Below are 18,351 nucleotides of genomic sequence, written 5' to 3'. Positions count from 1 at the left end.
TGGTTCTCGTTAGAGGAGTCGTTGTTCCCGGTCAGTGGAGGCGCATTATAGGGAGTTCTCAGAAGGCCGCAACCCCTATTTTAAAAAAACTTTTCCGACCGCTGAATGTTTAACCAAAAGGCGTTTAAAGCGGCAATTCCTGAATACTTTTGAAGCCATATGATTGCAAAACAGGCAGCAGTTCTGCGGCTTGAGCATCGAGCTTAATGCAGTAGGCGATGCTTTCTATTTCTATTCCGTCTTTTTTTTCAGGTATCGAGGTAAAAGCCGTCTCAATTAGCCAGTGTGCGCGACGTGCAATGGCCGATCCTGAGTCAATCATCCGCGTTCCTTCAGGTAATACCTGCGACAGCTCTTCGCTAAGCAGCGGGAAATGGGTACATCCTAAGACAACCGTGTCCGGTGGTTCACGAAGTTTGAGCCAGGGTTGTAAGATTTTCTTTAATAGAGGACGTGAAACTTCTTCGCCGTGCAGTTTAGCTTCTGCCAATTCCACCAGCTCGGCAGAACCCAACATCAGAATCTTGCAGTCGGTAGCAAAGCGGGCAACCAAGTCATGCGTATAAGGGCGCTGAACCGTTGCGCGAGTTGCCAGTAATCCGACAACGCCGTTGCGGGTTAATTTGGCGGCGGGTTTAATCGCCGGCACCACGCCAACAACTGGGCAGGTAAACTTCGCCCTTAATGCAGGAAGAGAAACGGTGCTCGCCGTATTGCAGGCAATGATGATGATAGAAAGGGGATGACGCTTCGCCACGGCGCTCACTATTTCAAGCACGCGTTCGACGATAAACTCTTCCGACTTCTCCCCATAGGGAAACGCCACGTTATCGAAAGCATATATATAGTGCAGGTCCGGCATTAGCTGCCGGACCTCATGATAAACCGATAACCCGCCGACGCCAGAGTCAAACACCAGCGCCGTCGGGCGAGCCGGTACTAAGGCATTATCAGAAGGTATAGCTTCCAGAGAGGAAATACTCACGTCCTGGTGTTGCGTAGCCATATGCCGTCTCATAGTCTTTATCAAAGAGGTTGGCAATTCTAGCACGAACGGTTAGATGGGAAGTAACAGGATAAGAGGCTGCCAGATCCCAAAGGCTAACACCACCCAGCTTCACGGTTTGATAGGTGTTGTAGTCCGTATCATAACGCTCACCGAGATAATGATAAGTGACAGCCCAGTCAATCTGTTCAACCTGCCAGTCCAGCTCATATTTAACCTGTTGTTTGGCGCGACGTAGCAGAATTGCATTGGTCTGGGCATTACGAGCATCAACGTAATCATAAGAAAGCTGATGGCTAAATGGACCGGTATCAAAGGATGCCGTCGCCTCTACGCCTTTAATCTTGGCTTCACCGATATTGTAGTAACGATAAGTCGCCGGATCGCTATCAATCAGGTTGGTAATTTCATTCTTGTATCCACCCACGCGCCAGGTTACCGGACCGGTCAGCCCCTCAAACGCGCCTTCCCACTGTTTACTTTCTTCAGGCTTAAGATTTGTATTGCCGTAGTATTGACTATAAACCTGCCCCAAATTCGGTGCCTTAAAGGCTGTACCGTAAGAAGCGATAAAGCGATAACCGTCGATAAACTCGTACGCGGCGCTGCTTTGCCAGGTGGTATGCTGGCCAAACTGCGAGTTATCGTCGCTGCGCACGGCACCTTCAAGCGTTACCGGACCAAACAGCTGCTGGGTTGTGGCATACACGCCGGTGTCGCGCTGCTCATAACCCTCACTCAGATAATTAGTGCCCGGCGTGGTGGTTTGCTTCTGCCAATCAAGGCCGCCGCTCACCGTGCCGTGCCACGCCTGTAGGGTATTGCCCCACTGAACATTATATTGCTGTACATCATCTAGGGTCGCCGAAGGATCGTATTGACCATAGCGCGGATCGAAGTTGTAGGTTTTGCTATGGGTATAACTGCCAATAAGCTGGGCCGCATAAATACCCTCGTTATAACGCAGGCCCGTATCCCAAGTCTGATTATAAAGCTGTTGAGTATCAAGCAATGGGCTGCCTGGCGTATAATATCCGTCATAGGCCGTTCTATTATCGAAGCCGTAACCGCGAATAAAACCACTGATGCTTTCATTGAAGTTGTGCAGAATAGAACCGTACAAGGTTCTACTCATAAATCCGTCGCGGTCCTGCTGTGACTGTGCGCCGGTATTGCCGCTGGCGACCACGTCGTAGCCGTGGGTGTACGTATAGTTTCCAGCAAATGTTCCTACAGTATCGTTACCCAGCTTCTGCTGAGTGGAGGCGTCATACGACTGATAGCCGTTTGAGCCGATACCCGCCGTTATTGTGCTGCCCAGCTTATTACGCGTAGTAATAATGTTAACGACGCCGCCGATCGCGTCCGAACCATATACTGCGGAAGAAGGCCCACGGATATATTCAATCTTCTGCACCAGCGAAATTGGAATTTGACTTAAATCCGATGACCCCGATATTCCCGCCTGATTTAAGCGAATGCCGTCGATGAGAATTAATACATGGCTGGAATTGGTGCCGCGAATAAACATCGAGCTTTGTTGCCCCAACCCACCATTCTGCGCAATGTCGACACCCGGCAGGCGGCGCATTACGTCAGTCAGAGACTTGGATTGCCAGCGGTCTATTTGGTCACGAGTAACAATAGTCGTCGGTGCCAGCACGGTAGAAATAGGTTGCGGGAAACGGTTAGCCGTTACGACCATATTATCGCTATTGTCTGTCGATGAATTACTGTCTTGCGCCCAGCCCGAAAAAGCTGTGACGGAGAGAACCGTCAACAGCACATGCTTTTTAATTGTCATAGAAACGCGCATCCGAACTTAATAAAGGATGCCGCAGAAACTCACGATCACTTTCGCGGTGACGGTGAAAATGCGACGTAATTCAGGCAGGTCTTCGGGCTTGGGATCCGTTGTTTTTATTGAGAATAGAAACAACGCCGGGCGATAACTTCCCATCCTTATATAAGGACAGTGTTTGCATTGTTGTTTTGTGGATAAATCGTAATGCACTCGCCGTGCTTTCCCCATACCGCTGCGCGACAGCTCCGGATTCACACCGGATTCCCTTTTAACTCAACGATGGAGGCCTGAGATTAATCCTACGATCAACCTATTTGGAAATCTAGACTGCCGTAGCAATGAGGCAAACTAAATACGACAAAACTGGACATCATCATGACATTCCCTACAATCAGCGGGCAAAACGCCTCATAATCCTTAAAGTTCGCCCATTGATTAGCCGTAATACGAGAAAATAGATGACGCCAGAAAACTTGCCCATTGAACAATATGACGACCAACTGGTGGAAAAGACCGCCCGTCTCACGGCGCTGATGTCGCCATTTAATGCGCCAGAGGCCGAAGTCTTCCGTTCTCCCGTTAGCCATTATCGTATGCGCGCCGAGTTTCGGGTGTGGCACGATGAAGGCGACCTTTATCACATCATGTTCGATCAGCAGACTAAGGCGCGCATTCGCGTCGACAAATTCCCTGCTGCAAGCGAACTGATTAATCGCCTAATGCCGGTCCTGCTCGAGGCCGTGAAGGCTGAGCCTGCGCTGCGCCACAAGCTGTTCCAGATTGATTATCTTTCTACCCGCAGCGGTAAAATCATTGCCTCCCTGCTCTATCACCGCAAGCTTGATGACGCATGGCAGCAGGCGGCGACCGCGCTGCGCGACCAGCTTCGCCATGATGGTTTCGACGTGCAGTTGATTGGTCGCGCGGCGAAAACCAAGATTATGCTCGATCAAGACTATATAGATGAGGTTCTGCCGGTGGCGGGACGTGACATGATTTATCGTCAGGTGGAGAACAGCTTTACCCAGCCCAACGCCGCCATGAACATTCATATGCTGGAGTGGGCGTTAGAGATCACCACCGGCTCACAGGGCGATCTGCTTGAGCTGTACTGCGGTAACGGCAATTTCTCACTGGCGCTGGCCCGTAACTTTAACCGCGTGCTGGCCACAGAAATTGCCAAACCGTCCGTTGCCGCCGCGCAGTACAACATCGCCGCCAACAATATCGATAATGTGCAGATCATTCGCATGGCCGCCGAAGACTTTACTCAGGCAATGAATGGCGTACGCGAGTTCCGCCGTTTAGAGGGGGTGGACCTGAAAAGCTATGACTGTGAGACTATTTTTGTCGATCCACCGCGCAGCGGCCTGGATGATGACACGGTTAAAATGGTTCAGGGATATTCACGCATCCTTTATATCTCCTGCAATCCAGAAACGCTGTGCGCCAATCTTGAAACACTGCAGCAGACGCATCGCGTCACCCGTTTAGCGCTGTTCGACCAATTCCCGTATACCCATCACATGGAGTGCGGCGTTTTACTCGAACGCATAAGCGCTTAAAACGACAAAGGGCAGCCCAAGTGGCTGCCCTTTTACTATCTTGCTCGCAAACTTATGCGTTGTCGGCTTTGCGTTTTTTCAAACGATAGCCAATCCAGAACACCAACACCACGCAAATTACCGACGGTAAAAAGTTGGAACCAAGCTGCGGATATTCGGCGCGCACAATGGTGCTATACAACAACAGGCCGAGCACAAAACAGGCAGCGGCAAGTTTCGGCATCCCGAAAGGCATTTCGCACTTCTGGTAACGTAGGTGTAAACAGTACACCGCCAGCACCAGCGCAATAATCGGGAAGATTGAAAAAGCCACAACCGAACTGAATAAAGCATCAAATGAGCCGTTAATCGATAATCCGGCAATCAGAGCCAAGACCAGGGTGCCATTATCCTGGCGAGGTTGTTCTGTCATCTTCTAACCCTCTTTTATCCTTTGCGAGTAAAATGTCCGCCGTTCTTTCTTGCTGGCGGCGATACCAATAATAGGCGCCTTTGGAGATCATTCGCAGCTGCAATACCAACCGTTCTTCAAGCTGGCGACGCTGGGCAATATCAACGTCCAGCGCTTCGGCACCGGCGTTAAAAACGATAATAACCATGGCTTCTGCCTGCGCTTCGGTAAAACTGCGCGGCATATGGTTTTCGAGCTGCAAATAGTCGGCAAGTTCCGCAATAAAGTGCTGAATTTCTCTCGCCACGGCGGCACGGAAAGCGGCAGACGTCCCGGATCGTTCACGTAGCAGCAAACGGAAGGCGTTGGGATTATTGCCGATAAATTCCATAAAGGTTGAAACAGAGGTGCGGATCACACTGCCGCCTTTGGCAATGCGCTGGCGAGCCTGGCGCATTAGCTGGCGAAGCATCAAACCACTTTCATCGACCATTGTCAGTCCCAGTTCATCCACATCACGAAAATGCCGGTAAAAAGACGTGGGTGCGATACCCGCTTCGCGCGAGACCTCACGCAGGCTTAAACTGGCGAAACTGCGCTCCGCGCTTAGTTGGCTAAAGGCCGCTTCAATCAGCGAGCGACGTGTACGCTCTTTTTGTTGTGCTCTTACGCCCATGACCTTCATCCGATAGTGTCAACCTACTCATTCGCCTGAATTCACATCACTATACCAAATTTTTCTGCAACGACCGTTATACTAAGTTCAGCATAAAGTTCTTCTGAATGTTGCTGCATTCCCACGAATAGATAACCTATCGTTGGGAAATTAGGTCTATGATGTTACATTCTCGTTGTGTTTTTGTATAAAAATAGGTTCCTTATCCATGCAACAGAACTATCATTTTGATGCCATTATAATTGGCTCAGGCCCTGGCGGTGAAGGTGCTGCCATGGGTCTGGTTAAACAAGGCGCCAGAGTGGCCGTTATCGAACGCTATAACAACGTCGGTGGCGGTTGTACACACTGGGGCACTATTCCTTCAAAAGCGCTACGCCACGCAGTCAGCAGAATTATCGAGTTCAACCAGAATCCGCTTTATAGCGACGGTTCGCGCGCCATGAGCTCGACCTTTCCGCAGATTCTGCGCCATGCAGATTCTGTCATTAACCAGCAAACCCGCATGCGTGAAGGCTTTTACGAGCGCAATCAGTGCAAACTTTTTGCCGGTGATGCCAGCTTCATTGATGCAAATACAATTTCAGTAACCTACGCTGACGGTTCACAAGACTTTGTCACCGCAGAACATATCGTTATCGCCTGTGGTTCTCGCCCTTATCGTCCTGCCGGCGTCGACTTTACCCACCCGCGCATTTATGACAGCGACCTGATCCTCGGATTGGAACATGAACCGCGCCACGTCATTATCTACGGCGCAGGGGTCATTGGCTGTGAGTACGCCTCCATTTTCCGTGGCCTAAACGTTAAAGTTGACCTAATTAACACCCGCGATCGTCTATTGGCGTTCCTCGATCAGGAAATGTCCGACGCGCTCTCTTATCACTTCTGGAATAACGGCGTTGTTATCCGCCACAATGAAGAGTTTGAGCGCATCGAAGGCCTGGACGATGGCGTTATCATGCACCTTAAATCGGGCAAAAAGGTTAAAGCTGATGCGCTGCTGTTTGCCAACGGCCGCACCGGTAATACCGATTCGCTTGGTCTGGAAAACATTGGTCTGGAAGCCGACAGCCGTGGCCTGTTAAAGGTCAACAGCATGTATCAGACTGCGCTGCCGCATATTTATGCGGTGGGTGACGTCGTGGGTTATCCCAGCCTGGCTTCCGCCGCTTACGATCAAGGCCGTATTGCTGCACAGGCAATGATTCAGGGCGAAACCAAAGTTCATCTGATCGAAAATATACCTACCGGTATTTACACCATTCCGGAGATTAGCTCCGTGGGTAAAACCGAGCAGGAATTAACAGCGATGAAAGTGCCTTACGAAGTCGGCCGCGCGCAGTTTAAACACCTTGCACGTGCGCAAATCGCTGGCATGAACGTTGGGAGTTTAAAACTTCTGTTCCACAGAGATACCAAACAAATTCTTGGTATTCACTGCTTTGGTGAACGCGCTGCCGAGATTATTCATATCGGTCAGGCGATCATGGAACAAAAAGGGGCGGGAAATACCATCGAGTATTTCGTTAATACCACCTTTAACTATCCGACGATGGCAGAGGCCTATCGCGTTGCAGCATTGAACGGCTTAAACCGGCTTTTTTAACGCCAGTGCATCCATATAAGTTTGCATGTGCGTTTTAATCGCTTCGGCTAGCTGTTCATAGCGACCGCGAAGTGGGGAACCGGGGCGATACACCAGAGCAATGGTGCGCTTCGGTTCCGGCTTGTCACAGCCCAGATACGTCACCCCATCGCGGCTGCGCTCACGCGGCACGGCCAAAGAAGGCAAGAGTGTAATACCACTGCCTGCTGCCACCATGTTACGCAGCGTTTCGAGACTGGTTGCGCGAAAATGTGTATCTTCGTCTGCACCCGCCTGGAAGCAAAATCCTAACGCCTGATCACGTAGGCAGTGCCCGTCTTCAAGCATCAGCAGTTTTTCACCCGCCAGGTCAGCCATTGCGACTTTTTCACGCGATGCCCAATGATGATCGTCATAAATTGCCAGTTTCATCGGCTCATCAAACAGCGGAACCTCAATAAAGGCCTCACTCTCTTTCACTAGCGCCAAAATAGCACAGTCTAGCTTGCCGCTGTCTAGCTGGGCCAACAGCTGTTGGGTCTGCGCTTCATGCAGATACATTTCCAGTTTGGGAAAGGTTTTATGCAAGGTGGGAATAATTTGCGGCAGCAGGTAAGGCCCCACGGTAGGAATAAGTCCGATATGCAGCGGACCTGACATCGCCTCGCCCTGCTGGCTGGCCATCTCCTTCAACACTTTCACTTCACGCAGTACCGTACGCGCCTGATCCACCAGCAGCAAACCCGCCTGAGTAAACAGCACTTTGCGACTGGTTCTTTCCAGTAGCATGACACCCAGTTCATCTTCCAGCTTGCGGATTTGACCACTCAGCGTGGGTTGGCTGACGTGGCAAGAATCGGCAGCGCGACGGAAATGCCGAAATTCAGCCAGCGCGACCAGGTATTCTAAATCACGTATGTTCATGGTTTCTCCCTTGTGCAGTCCGCACATTCGATAGTCAGTAGCGATAGATAAGATAGCAATCAACGATTATATCTATCAAGCTGAATCGTTAATAATGGCCCACATCGATGCGGCAATGCCGTTTAGAGAAATTTTATTAAATAGTAATTAAGAGGTTATGCATGTTTTCAAGCCGTGAAGGAAAAACCGTACCACATGTCACGTTCCATACTCGTCAGGGCGATCAGTGGGTTGATACCACCAGCGATGACTTGTTTAAAAATAAAACTGTGATCCTGTTTTCTCTGCCAGGCGCGTTTACACCAACCTGCTCATCAAGCCATCTGCCACGTTATAACGAACTGGCGGGGGTATTTAAACAGCACGGCGTGGACAGCATTCTGTGCGTTTCCGTAAACGATACTTTTGTGATGAATGCCTGGAAAGCCGAACAAAATGCCGCCAACATTACTTTCATTCCTGACGGTAACGGTGAGTTCACCAAAGGCATGGACATGCTGGTCGAGAAAGCCGATTTGGGCTTTGGCCCACGCTCATGGCGCTACTCCATGTTAGTACGTAACGGCGTGGTAGAGAAAATGTTCGTCGAACCCAACAAGCCGGGTGATCCGTTTGAAGTGTCGGATGCCGACACCATGCTTAAATATCTGGCACCAGAACATAAAGTACAGGAATCCGTTTCCGTGTTTACCAAACCGGGATGCCCTTACTGCTCTAAAGCCAAACAGATGCTGCAGGACCGCGGCATTCAATATGAAGAGGTTGTACTGGGCAAAGACGCAACAACCGTCAGTCTGCGTGCAGTCAGCGGTCGTTCAACAGTGCCGCAAGTATTCATCGGTGGTCGCCACATCGGGGGAAGCGACGATCTGGAGCAGTTCTTTGCAGCCTGATTCTAAATCAGACCGATAAGATTCAGAACGCCTTAGCAAAATAAGAAAGTAGTGTATGAACAGTTAGCGGGCCGAAAGGCCCGCTTTTTTTATCGCTGCGTTTCTGGAGCGTCGGTTAGGCTAGACGCGCCTTCGCTTCGCGGATTGCTAAGGCAACCTGCTCAGGCGCCACGCCACCCTTGGCATTACGTTTGTCCAGGCACGACTGCAGCGCAAGAATCGGATAAACGTCGTCGCCAATCGCGGCGCTGAATTTCTGCAAATCGACCAGCGGCAAGGCTTCCAGCGCTTTACCCTGACGAATGGCCTCAACCACCGCTTCACCCACAATGTGGTGTGCTTCACGGAAAGCCACACCTTTAGCCACTAAATAGTCGGCCAATTCAGTAGAGTTTGCGTAACCCTGCTCGGCTGCTTCTTTACAGCGCGGACGTTTAACCTGGATACCATCAAGCACCAGCGCTGCCATCTGCAAGCAGTCCATCCAGGTATCGAGCGCGTCAAACAGCCCTTCTTTATCTTCTTGCATGTCTTTGTTGTACGCCAAAGGCAAACCTTTCAGCGTCATCATCATGCCGGTTAGCGCACCCTGAACGCGGCCACACTTACCGCGAATAAGCTCCAGTGCGTCTGGGTTTTTCTTCTGCGGCATCAGTGAAGAGCCGGAGGTCACGCGGTCGGACAGGTCAACAAAGCCAGCCTCACCGGTATTGAAGAAAATCAGGTCTTCTGCAAAGCGCGACAGGTGAACCATGCTGATTGAGGCGTTCGACAGCAGTTCAAGAATATGGTCACGGTCGGAAACGCTGTCGAGGCTGTTGCGGGTTGCCGACGCAAAACCCAGCCAGCCGGCCAGCTGTTCACGATCGATAGGATAAGCCGTACCTGCCAACGCGCCGCTGCCCAATGGGCTGACGTCGAGGCGGGTCAGAGTATCTTGCAAACGGCTCTCATCACGGGCCAGCATTTCCACATACGCCAGACACCAGTGGGCAAACGTCACCGGCTGTGCGCGCTGCAGGTGAGTATAACCCGGCATCACTGCATCCTGATTAGCCTCAGCGGTTTCTACCAGCGCTTGCTGAAGCTGTTTTAATGCCAACTGCAGTTCAACAACCTGCGTTTTACACCACAGTTTGATATCTGTTGCCACCTGGTCGTTACGGCTGCGGCCAGTGTGCAACTTTTTGCCCAGATTGCCGACTTTGTCGATAAGTTTCTGCTCAACCCAGCTGTGAATATCTTCCGCATCACTTTCGAGAATGGCACGAGGATTAGCACGAACCTCTTCGAGCAGCACGTTCAGTGCCGCTTCAAGCTCCAGCTGTTCATCTGCGGTCAGTACGTTTACGGTGACCAGCGCTTTCGACCAGGCAACCGAGCCCACGATGTCCTGCTCAGCCAGTCGATAGTCAAACCGCAGTGAGTCATTGAGTTCTTTGAAACGCTGATCTGCAGCCTGACTAAAGCGTCCGCCCCATAATGCCATGATAATGCTCCCGACTTTGCATGCTTAAGAAGTGATATTTGAAGAGTTGATTCAGGCGTGCGAGGTGCCTCGCACGCCTGATGTAACGCATAGTTTTTATGAACAATGCCAATAAACGGTACTGACCTTACTTCTTGGCAGCGTTCAGGGCACGGATGCGTGAAGAGAGTGAGAACAGACGAATGAAACCGCCAGCGTGGCTGTGGTCGTACACTTCGTCTTCACCAAAGGTTGCAAACTCTTCAGAGTACATGCTGTTAGGTGATTTTTTCTGAATAGCGGTGGCGGTACCTTTATAAAGCTTAACCACGACTTCACCGTTAACGTCTTGCGCCAGAGAGTCGGCAGCGGCCTGAATAGACTCACGCAGTGGTGCGAACCAACGTCCGTCATAGACCACGTAAGACATTTCCTGACCCAGCTGCTCACGCCATTTGAAGCTGTCGCGGTCCAGAACCAACTGCTCAACGCCACGCAGCGCAGCCATCATGATGGTGCCGCCTGGGGTTTCGTAGCAGCCGCGAGACTTGATACCAACCAAACGGTTTTCAACGATATCGATACGGCCTACGCCGTGTTTAACACCCAGCGCATTCAGAGCATCGAGACATTTGAACGGGCTCAGTTCCTGGCCATTAACGCCAACAACTTCGCCTTTCACTACCTTAAGGGTCACCAGCTCGGCTTCGTCCGGCGCATCTTCAGGTGCAACGGTCCAGGCCCAGCAGTCTTTGTTTGGTGCATTCCACGGGCTTTCAAGCACGCCGCCTTCGGTAGAAATATGCCATGCGTTTTCGTCACGGCTGTAGATTTTTTCCAGAGACGCAGTGGTCTTAATGTTGCGCTCTTTCAGGTAGTCCAGCAGAGCTTCACGGGAGCGTAGGTCCCACTCACGCCACGGTGCAACCACTTTCAGGTGCGGAGCGAGCGCGGTGTAGGTGGTTTCGAAACGAACCTGGTCGTTACCTTTACCGGTTGCGCCGTGGCATACTGCGTCTGCCCCGACTTTCAGTGCCAGCTCAACCTGTGCTTTAGCAATCAATGGACGCGCCATTGAGGTGCCCAGCAGGTAAGTGCCTTCATACAGTGCACCGCTTTTCAGCACAGGGTAAACATAGTCTTTGATAAATTCTTCACGCAGGTCAACCACGTGACATTCAGAAGCACCGGTATCTAACGCTTTTTGCTCGATGCCTTCCAGGTCTGCCTGGTCCTGGCCGATGTTGGCAACGAATGCGACCACTTCACAGTTACCGTAGTTCTCTTTCAGCCACGGAATGATGGCTGAAGTGTCCAGACCGCCTGAATAAGCCAGAACAATTTTGCTGATGCCTTGAGTTGCTGCCATGATAATTTCCTTAAATATCTGATTTCGCGATGCTGTTTATCAACTGTATATACGTCGCGCTTTTAATAAAATCGTTGAGTTATGCCTGAATACGCGTGCCGATCGCGACACCGTTAAAAAGAGCCGGCAACTGTTCGGCATGACGCCAGCTGGCGATATCTACCGGGCGACCTAATGTGCGTGCCGCATCCAGAGCCGCGTGCACTTTCACAATCATGCCGTCGGTGATAATACCTTGCTCGATCATTTCTTCCGCTCGTGCCGCGGTCATTTCCGGTACGCGTTGGCCATTGCCGTCCAGAATACCGCTCACGTCAGAGAGCAGAATAAGGTCGGCGCCCAGCGTGGCCGCCAGCGCGGTTGCAGCCTGGTCGGCGTTAACGTTCATCAGCGCACCTTCGGCGGTAATGCCGATAGAACTGACGATAGGCAGGTAACCTGCCGCGGTCAGCGTGTTAATCAGCGCAGGAGAACCGGCCTCAGCTTTACCCACAAAGCCCAGATCCTCGCTGAGTTGAGTCACGCTAACAGATCCGCCGTCGGCCAGAGAGAGGCCAACCGCATTAATGTTGTTTTTCACAGCCCAAGACAGCAGCGTCTTGTTGGCGCTACCGGCCAGTGCACCGGTAATGATGTCAATTTGGTCAGCTGGCGTAACGCGCAGACCGGACTTCTTGACGACCGGCAGATTGAGGCGCTTCATCAGCTCATCAACCAAATAACCGCCGCCGTGAACAATCACCAGAGCGCGTTGAAACTCCTGACGATAAGCGACCAACGCATTGAAAAGGCGCGCCAGCGCTTCTTCATTGTCCAGCAACACGCCGCCTAGTTTTATGACCAATGGATTCATACTGTTCACGCCCTAACGTCTCTCCCGGCGCATCTAAAGCTGCAGCACCGAGAGTTAAATGAATAGTTAATCTACCATCCCTGAGGCTATCTAGAAACGCTCAAAGAAAGGTGTTTTATAAAATTAACAATACGAAAGTTATCTCACGCATTGCTCACGAATTCGGCTGGTTATACCAGTGAGGTGGTTTCAGGGAAACCAAAACGCAGATTCAGACACTGTACCGCCTGAGCCGATGCGCCTTTCAGCAGGTTATCTTCTGCCGCGACAATAATGACGTGCTCACCCTGCACGGCATAGCCAATGTCGCAAAACGGCAGACCGACCACATTCTTCAACGCTGGCATGCCTTTGTCGTACAGACGGACCAGCGGCTTGTTGGCATAGGCGCTTTGGAAGGCCTCGGCAACCTGTTCCGCACTGACGCCCGACTTCAGACGACAGGTAATCGTGGCAAGAATACCGCGCGGGAAACTTCCCAGGTGCGGGGTGAAAATCACCGGCGTGCCGAGGTGTGTCGATATTTCGGGATGATGACGATGATTGAAAATGCCGTAAGCATGCAGGCTGACTTCACAGAAGCTGGTACCGAGGCTGGCTTTGCGCCCCGCGCCGCTCACGCCGCTGGTTGCGTTAATAACCGGCCATTGATCCTGATTCAGCAACTGTTTTTCAAGCAACGGTTTAATCGCCAACTGGGCCGCCGTCGGGTAACAACCCGGCACAGCAACCAGCTGTGCGTCTTTTAGTTTATCGGCCTGCCACTCTGCAAGACCATAAACGGCCTTGTCGAGCCAGTCCTGGTGCTGATGTTCAAAACCATAGTATTGGGTGTAAAACGCGGGGTCTTTAACGCGGAAAGCACCAGACAGGTCGAACACCACACAGCCTGCCGCCAGAAACTGCGGTGCTAGGTCATGGCTGACTTCATGCGCGGTGGCTAAAAAAACAACGTCTACGCCTTTTGCCGCTTCGGCCACGTTTTCCAGAGGCAAAACAGGCAGATCGACAATGCCCTTTAACTGCGGGTGCAAATCGGAAAGCAATTTCCCTGCATCTGCACTTTGCGCTGAAACCGTTAAACCGGTTATGTTCATATGTGGGTGGCGATTGAGATAGAGTGCGAGTTCAGCTCCAGCATAACCGGTTGCACCAACAATCAGCGTATTCAACATGGACTCAGTTCACCTTCTTTTAAAAAAATAGAGGGCTCACTGCGTTTTTTACGCCAGAAACCCGCGAAGTTCAGCCTGTTCGTTCTTTTTCTCTGCATTCGGAAACCTGCGTGTTTTTAGGGTTTCCTTACGAACCGGCTTAATGTATTTTTATTCACATTAAATGCATGAATATTTATATTACCCTAACCAAAGGCTGTCAACAGTGAAGATGAAATTACCTCCATTTATTGAGCTATACCGTGCGTTAATCGCCACGCCATCGATCAGTGCCACCGACAGCGCATTGGATCAAAGCAATGAAACCCTAATCAACTTGCTGGCAGGCTGGTTTACCGATTTAGGCTTCAAGGTCGAAATTCAGCCGGTACCCAATACGCGTAATAAATTCAACATGCTGGCCAGCATTGGTGAAGGCGCCGGTGGCCTGCTGCTGGCGGGCCATACCGATACCGTGCCTTTCGACGACGGACGTTGGACACGCGACCCTTTTACCCTCACCGAGCATGAAAACAGGCTCTACGGGCTGGGCACCGCCGACATGAAAGGATTTTTTGCTTTTATTCTCGATGCGCTGCGCGATATTGATACCGAGAAGCTGGGCAAACCGCTGTATATTTTGGCCACCGCCGACGAAGAGACCACCATGGCAGGTGCTAGCTACTTTGCCAAGACCTCTACTATTCGTCCTGACTGTGCAATCATCGGTGAGCCAACCTCACTTAAGCCGGTGCGCGCCCACAAAGGCCATATTTCCAATGCAATACGCATTACCGGCCAGTCGGGGCACTCAAGCGACCCAGGTCGCGGCATTAACGCCATCGAACTGATGCACGACTCCATCACCCACCTGATGGGCCTGCGCAATACGCTGAAAGAGCGTTATAACCACAGCGGCTTCGCCATCCCCTATCCCACCATGAACTTCGGGCATATTAACGGCGGCGACGCGGCCAACCGCATTTGTGCCTGCTGTGAACTGCACATGGATATTCGCCCACTTCCTGGCCTGACGCTGTCAGATTTAGACGATTTGCTCAACGAAACGCTGGAACCCGTCAGCAGCCGCTGGCCCGGCCGTTTAACGATTGAAGCGCTGCATCCCCCCATCCCGGGTTACGAATGCCCGCCGGACCACCGTCTGGTACAGGTGGTTGAAAAGCTTCTGGGCACTGAAACCGAAATTGTTAACTATTGCACCGAAGCGCCGTTTATCCAGGAGCTTTGCCCAACGCTGGTGTTAGGCCCGGGTTCTATCGATCAGGCTCATCAGCCGGATGAATACATCGATACTGCCTTTATCAAACCAACGCGTGAGTTAATCGCTCAGGTCGTGCACCACTTCTGCCACCACTGAGTGCGCAGGCATCACACATCCCATTGTTAATGGAATGTAACAAAAGAAGGGCATCATGCGATGCCCTTTGATATTGTACAACCAGACTAATTAGCCACACTAATAACCCATCGGCTGTAATTAAATTTCAGCCTGATTCATCGATTCAGCTAATTTCTAATGAGAAGAATAGGGTTTTTGCGGTAAGTTCCTACAGTACTGAAATTGAACTACCGAGATTTGCCATGAAGGCGAGCGAGACAGAGGCGAATGCGCCTTACGGGTGAAAGTTATTTACAAGACATAAAAAATCAAACAAGAAACGGGTCAGAGGTAATATGAACGAACAATATTCCGCAATGCGAAGTAATGTCAGCACGTTGGGCAAGCTGCTTGGAGACACCATCAAAGACACGCTGGGAGAGCAGGTTCTCGAGCGCGTTGAAAAAATCCGCAAGTTGTCCAAATCCTCTCGTGCGGGTAATGAGGCAGACCGTCAGGAATTGCTGACCACGCTGCAAAACTTATCGAATGACGAATTACTTCCGGTTGCTCGCGCTTTCAGTCAGTTTTTAAACCTGACCAACGTGGCCGAGCAGTACCACAGTATTTCTCCCCACGGCGAAGCGGCCAGCAATCCCGAAGCGTTGGCACAGCTGATCGAACGTTTAAAATCTAAAAACTTGTCAGATCAGCAGTTACGCGATGCCGTTGAAGCGCTCTCAATTGAGCTGGTACTGACCGCGCATCCGACGGAAATTGCCCGCCGTACTCTGATCCACAAACTGGTTGAGATTAACAACTGTCTGAAGCAGCTCGACCATAACGATTTGGCCGACTACGAACGCAAGCAGATCATGCGCCGCCTGCGCCAACTGATCGCTCAGTCGTGGCACACGGATGAAATCCGTAAAATTCGCCCAACGCCGGTTGATGAGGCCAAATGGGGCTTTGCCGTCGTTGAAAATAGCCTGTGGGAAGGCGTTCCGGCTTTCCTTCGCGAATTCAATGAACAGCTTGAAACCTCGCTGGATTACAAAATGCCGGTCGAGGCCGTGCCGGTCAGATTTACCTCTTGGATGGGCGGCGACCGCGACGGTAACCCAAACGTGACGGCAGCTATCACACGCCATGTGCTCCAGCTCAGCCGTTGGAAAGCGACGGACCTGTTCCTGCGCGACATTCACGTGCTGATTTCAGAGCTTTCGATGACCGAAGCCACACCGGAGCTGCGTGAGCGCGCCGGGGGCGAAGACGTGGTTGAGCCTTATCGCACCATTATGAAAGACGTGCGTGCCCAGCTGCTGTCGACCCAGGTTTATCTGGAAGCGCGTCTGAAAGGCGAAAAACTGCCGCGGCCTAAAGACCTGCTGGTGAACAATGACCAACTTTGGGAACCACTGTACGCCTGCTATCAGTCACTGCTTGCCTGCAACATGGGCATTATCGCCAACGGCCAACTGCTTGATACCCTGCGCCGCGTGCGCTGTTTCGGCGTGCCGCTGGTGCGTATTGATATCCGTCAGGAAAGTAATCGCCATACCGAAGCGATTGCCGAAATCACCCGCTTCCTCGGCTTGGGCGATTACGAAAGCTGGTCAGAAAACGACAAACAGGCGTTCCTGATCCGTGAATTGAACTCTGCCCGCCCGCTGGTTCCACGCAACTGGACCCCGAGCGCGGAAACCAAAGAAGTGCTGGATACCTGCCAGGTTGCCGCAGAAGCGCCTGAAGGCTCAATTGCCGCCTATGTCATTTCAATGGCGCGTACGCCTTCTGACGTGCTGGCGGTGCATTTGCTGCTCAAAGAAGCAGGTTGTCCGTTTGCCATGCCGGTTGCCCCACTGTTTGAAACCCTCGATGACTTGAATAACGCGGATTCCGTGATGACTCAGTTGCTTAACATCGACTGGTATCGCGGTTTCATTCAGGGCAAACAAATGGTGATGATTGGCTATTCCGACTCCGCCAAAGACGCGGGCGTGATGGCAGCCTCGTGGGCGCAGTATCGCGCTCAGGATGCGTTAATCAAAACCTGCGAGAAAGCGGGCGTTCTGCTGACGCTGTTCCACGGACGCGGCGGCTCTATCGGGCGCGGGGGTGCACCGGCTCACGCCGCGCTACTTTCACAGCCTCCGGGCAGCCTGAAAGGTGGCCTGCGCGTTACCGAACAGGGCGAAATGATCCGCTTCAAATACGGCCTGCCGGAAGTCACTATCAGCAGTCTGGCGCTTTACACCGGTGCTATTCTTGAGGCAAACCTGCTGCCGCCGCCTGAGCCTAAAAAGGCCTGGGTTGAGGTCATGGATCAGCTTTCTGACGTTTCGTGCAAGATGTACCGCGGCTACGTGCGTGAGAATAAAGACTTCGTGCCTTACTTCCGCTCGGCAACGCCTGAGCAGGAGCTGGCCAAGCTGCCTCTTGGTTCGCGTCCTGCCAAGCGTAAAGCCAGCGGCGGCGTTGAAAGCCTGCGCGCAATTCCGTGGATTTTTGCCTGGACGCAAAACCGCCTGATGCTGCCAGCCTGGCTCGGTGCGGGTGCAGGTCTGCAAGCCGTTGTCGATGCCGGCAAGCGCGACGTGCTCGAGTCAATGTGCCGCGACTGGCCGTTCTTCTCTACGCGCATTGGCATGCTGGAAATGGTGTTTGCCAAAGCCGACCTGTGGCTGGCGGAATACTACGATCAGCGTCTGGTCAGCAAAGACCTGTGGCCGCTGGGTCAGAAACTGCGCGATCAGTTAAGCAACGACATCAAAGTGGTGTTGGCTATCTCCAATGACGATCACTTGATGGCGGACCTGCCTTGGATTGCTGAGTCTATTGCACTGCGTAACGTCTATACCGACCCGTTGAACGTCCTGCAAGCCGAACTGCTGCATCGTTCGCGCCAGCTCGAAGAACAAGGCGAGCTTGATGCCCGCGTTGAGCAAGCGTTGATGGTGACCATTGCAGGTGTGGCGGCTGGTATGCGTAATACCGGCTAGTCATTAGCCTTCCCCAAAAGGGAAGGGATCAATACTAAAAAACCAGCTCAGATGGCTGGTTTTTTTTATGTCTCAGCAATGTAATACCGCGCAGATTTCGCATTGTAGCAAGGCGGTAACGCAGAGAATCCCCGGGAGCTGACACAAGTCAGTGACCGGGGTGAACGAAGGCGGCCAACGCCGCTACAGTGCTAAAGATATCAGTCGAGAATACCGCGCAGATTTCGCATTGTAGCAAGGCGGCAACGCAGAGAATCCCCGGGAGCTGACACAAGTCAGTGACCGGGGTGAACGAAGGCGGCCAACGCCGCTACAGTGC

At 52.0% G+C, this 18,351-nt stretch carries 14 protein-coding genes and 1 riboswitch; of the genes, 5 read left to right on the top strand and 9 right to left on the bottom strand.

The window, feature by feature from the left end; all coding sequences use genetic code 11:
* Positions 1-124: 124 nt before the first annotated feature.
* Both murI and btuB read right to left on the bottom strand, forming a co-directional pair.
* Complete coding sequence (gene murI, locus BS639_RS03180) at positions 125-1,006, bottom strand: glutamate racemase (protein ID WP_055773636.1); 882 nt, start codon at positions 1,004-1,006, stop codon at positions 125-127.
* Positions 951-2,810 carry a TonB-dependent vitamin B12 receptor BtuB gene (gene btuB / locus BS639_RS03175; RefSeq protein WP_084982242.1) on the bottom strand — a complete coding sequence of 620 codons (1,860 nt, stop codon included), beginning with the start codon at positions 2,808-2,810 and terminating at the stop codon, positions 951-953. Before btuB ends, murI begins: the two co-directional genes overlap by 56 nt.
* Before the next feature lie 68 nt (positions 2,811-2,878).
* Positions 2,879-3,116: riboswitch (cobalamin riboswitch) on the bottom strand.
* 152 nt (positions 3,117-3,268) lie between these two features.
* Between btuB and trmA the strand changes: the two genes are divergently transcribed.
* A complete protein-coding gene (gene trmA, locus BS639_RS03170; RefSeq protein ID WP_084982241.1) occupies positions 3,269-4,375 on the top strand; it encodes a tRNA (uridine(54)-C5)-methyltransferase TrmA in 1,107 nt (368 codons plus the stop codon).
* A 52-nt stretch (positions 4,376-4,427) separates the two neighbouring features.
* Here the strand turns inward: trmA and BS639_RS03165 are convergent, their stop codons facing one another.
* Complete coding sequence (locus BS639_RS03165) at positions 4,428-4,787, bottom strand: YijD family membrane protein (protein ID WP_055773633.1); 360 nt, start codon at positions 4,785-4,787, stop codon at positions 4,428-4,430.
* Positions 4,762-5,442 carry an HTH-type transcriptional repressor FabR gene (gene fabR, locus BS639_RS03160; protein WP_055773642.1) on the bottom strand — a complete coding sequence of 227 codons (681 nt, stop codon included), beginning with the start codon at positions 5,440-5,442 and terminating at the stop codon, positions 4,762-4,764. Before fabR ends, BS639_RS03165 begins: the two co-directional genes overlap by 26 nt.
* 208 nt (positions 5,443-5,650) lie before the next feature.
* Here fabR and sthA point away from each other — a divergent pair, with 208 nt between their 5' ends.
* Positions 5,651-7,051, top strand: a complete 1,401-nt coding sequence (gene sthA / locus BS639_RS03155; RefSeq protein ID WP_055773632.1) for a Si-specific NAD(P)(+) transhydrogenase — start codon at positions 5,651-5,653, stop codon at positions 7,049-7,051.
* Here the strand turns inward: sthA and oxyR are convergent.
* Positions 7,034-7,954: a DNA-binding transcriptional regulator OxyR gene (gene oxyR / locus BS639_RS03150; protein WP_055773631.1), complete on the bottom strand. Its 921-nt coding sequence runs from the start codon at positions 7,952-7,954 to the stop codon at positions 7,034-7,036. The two genes, sthA and oxyR, sit on opposite strands and share 18 nt — an antisense overlap.
* A 161-nt stretch (positions 7,955-8,115) precedes the next feature.
* Here oxyR and BS639_RS03145 point away from each other — a divergent pair, with 161 nt between their 5' ends.
* Positions 8,116-8,847: a glutathione peroxidase gene (locus BS639_RS03145; RefSeq protein WP_084982240.1), complete on the top strand. Its 732-nt coding sequence runs from the start codon at positions 8,116-8,118 to the stop codon at positions 8,845-8,847.
* Between the two features lie 115 nt (positions 8,848-8,962).
* Here the strand turns inward: BS639_RS03145 and argH are convergent, their stop codons facing one another.
* From argH to argC, 4 genes are all read right to left on the bottom strand, one after another.
* On the bottom strand, positions 8,963-10,336 hold the full coding sequence (gene argH / locus BS639_RS03140; protein WP_055773629.1) for an argininosuccinate lyase: 1,374 nt from the start codon (positions 10,334-10,336) through the stop codon (positions 8,963-8,965).
* 127 nt (positions 10,337-10,463) lie between these two features.
* Complete coding sequence (locus BS639_RS03135; RefSeq protein ID WP_055773628.1) at positions 10,464-11,684, bottom strand: argininosuccinate synthase; 1,221 nt, start codon at positions 11,682-11,684, stop codon at positions 10,464-10,466.
* Between the two features lie 79 nt (positions 11,685-11,763).
* A complete protein-coding gene (gene argB, locus BS639_RS03130; protein ID WP_055773627.1) occupies positions 11,764-12,537 on the bottom strand; it encodes an acetylglutamate kinase in 774 nt (257 codons plus the stop codon).
* A 170-nt stretch (positions 12,538-12,707) separates the two neighbouring features.
* The gene (argC, locus tag BS639_RS03125) at positions 12,708-13,712 is read right to left on the bottom strand and encodes an N-acetyl-gamma-glutamyl-phosphate reductase (RefSeq protein ID WP_084982239.1); all 1,005 of its coding nucleotides are present in this window, start codon (positions 13,710-13,712) and stop codon (positions 12,708-12,710) included.
* Between the two features lie 205 nt (positions 13,713-13,917).
* Here argC and argE point away from each other — a divergent pair, with 205 nt between their 5' ends.
* Complete coding sequence (gene argE / locus BS639_RS03120; protein ID WP_055773625.1) at positions 13,918-15,069, top strand: acetylornithine deacetylase; 1,152 nt, start codon at positions 13,918-13,920, stop codon at positions 15,067-15,069.
* Between the two features lie 317 nt (positions 15,070-15,386).
* Positions 15,387-18,032: a phosphoenolpyruvate carboxylase gene (gene ppc / locus BS639_RS03115; protein WP_055773624.1), complete on the top strand. Its 2,646-nt coding sequence runs from the start codon at positions 15,387-15,389 to the stop codon at positions 18,030-18,032.
* Positions 18,033-18,351: the final 319 nt, after the last annotated feature.

This window comes from Rouxiella silvae (assembly GCF_002093625.1).
GTDB lineage: Bacteria > Pseudomonadota > Gammaproteobacteria > Enterobacterales > Enterobacteriaceae > Rouxiella > Rouxiella silvae.
This window is presented reverse-complemented; position numbering and strand designations above follow the sequence as displayed.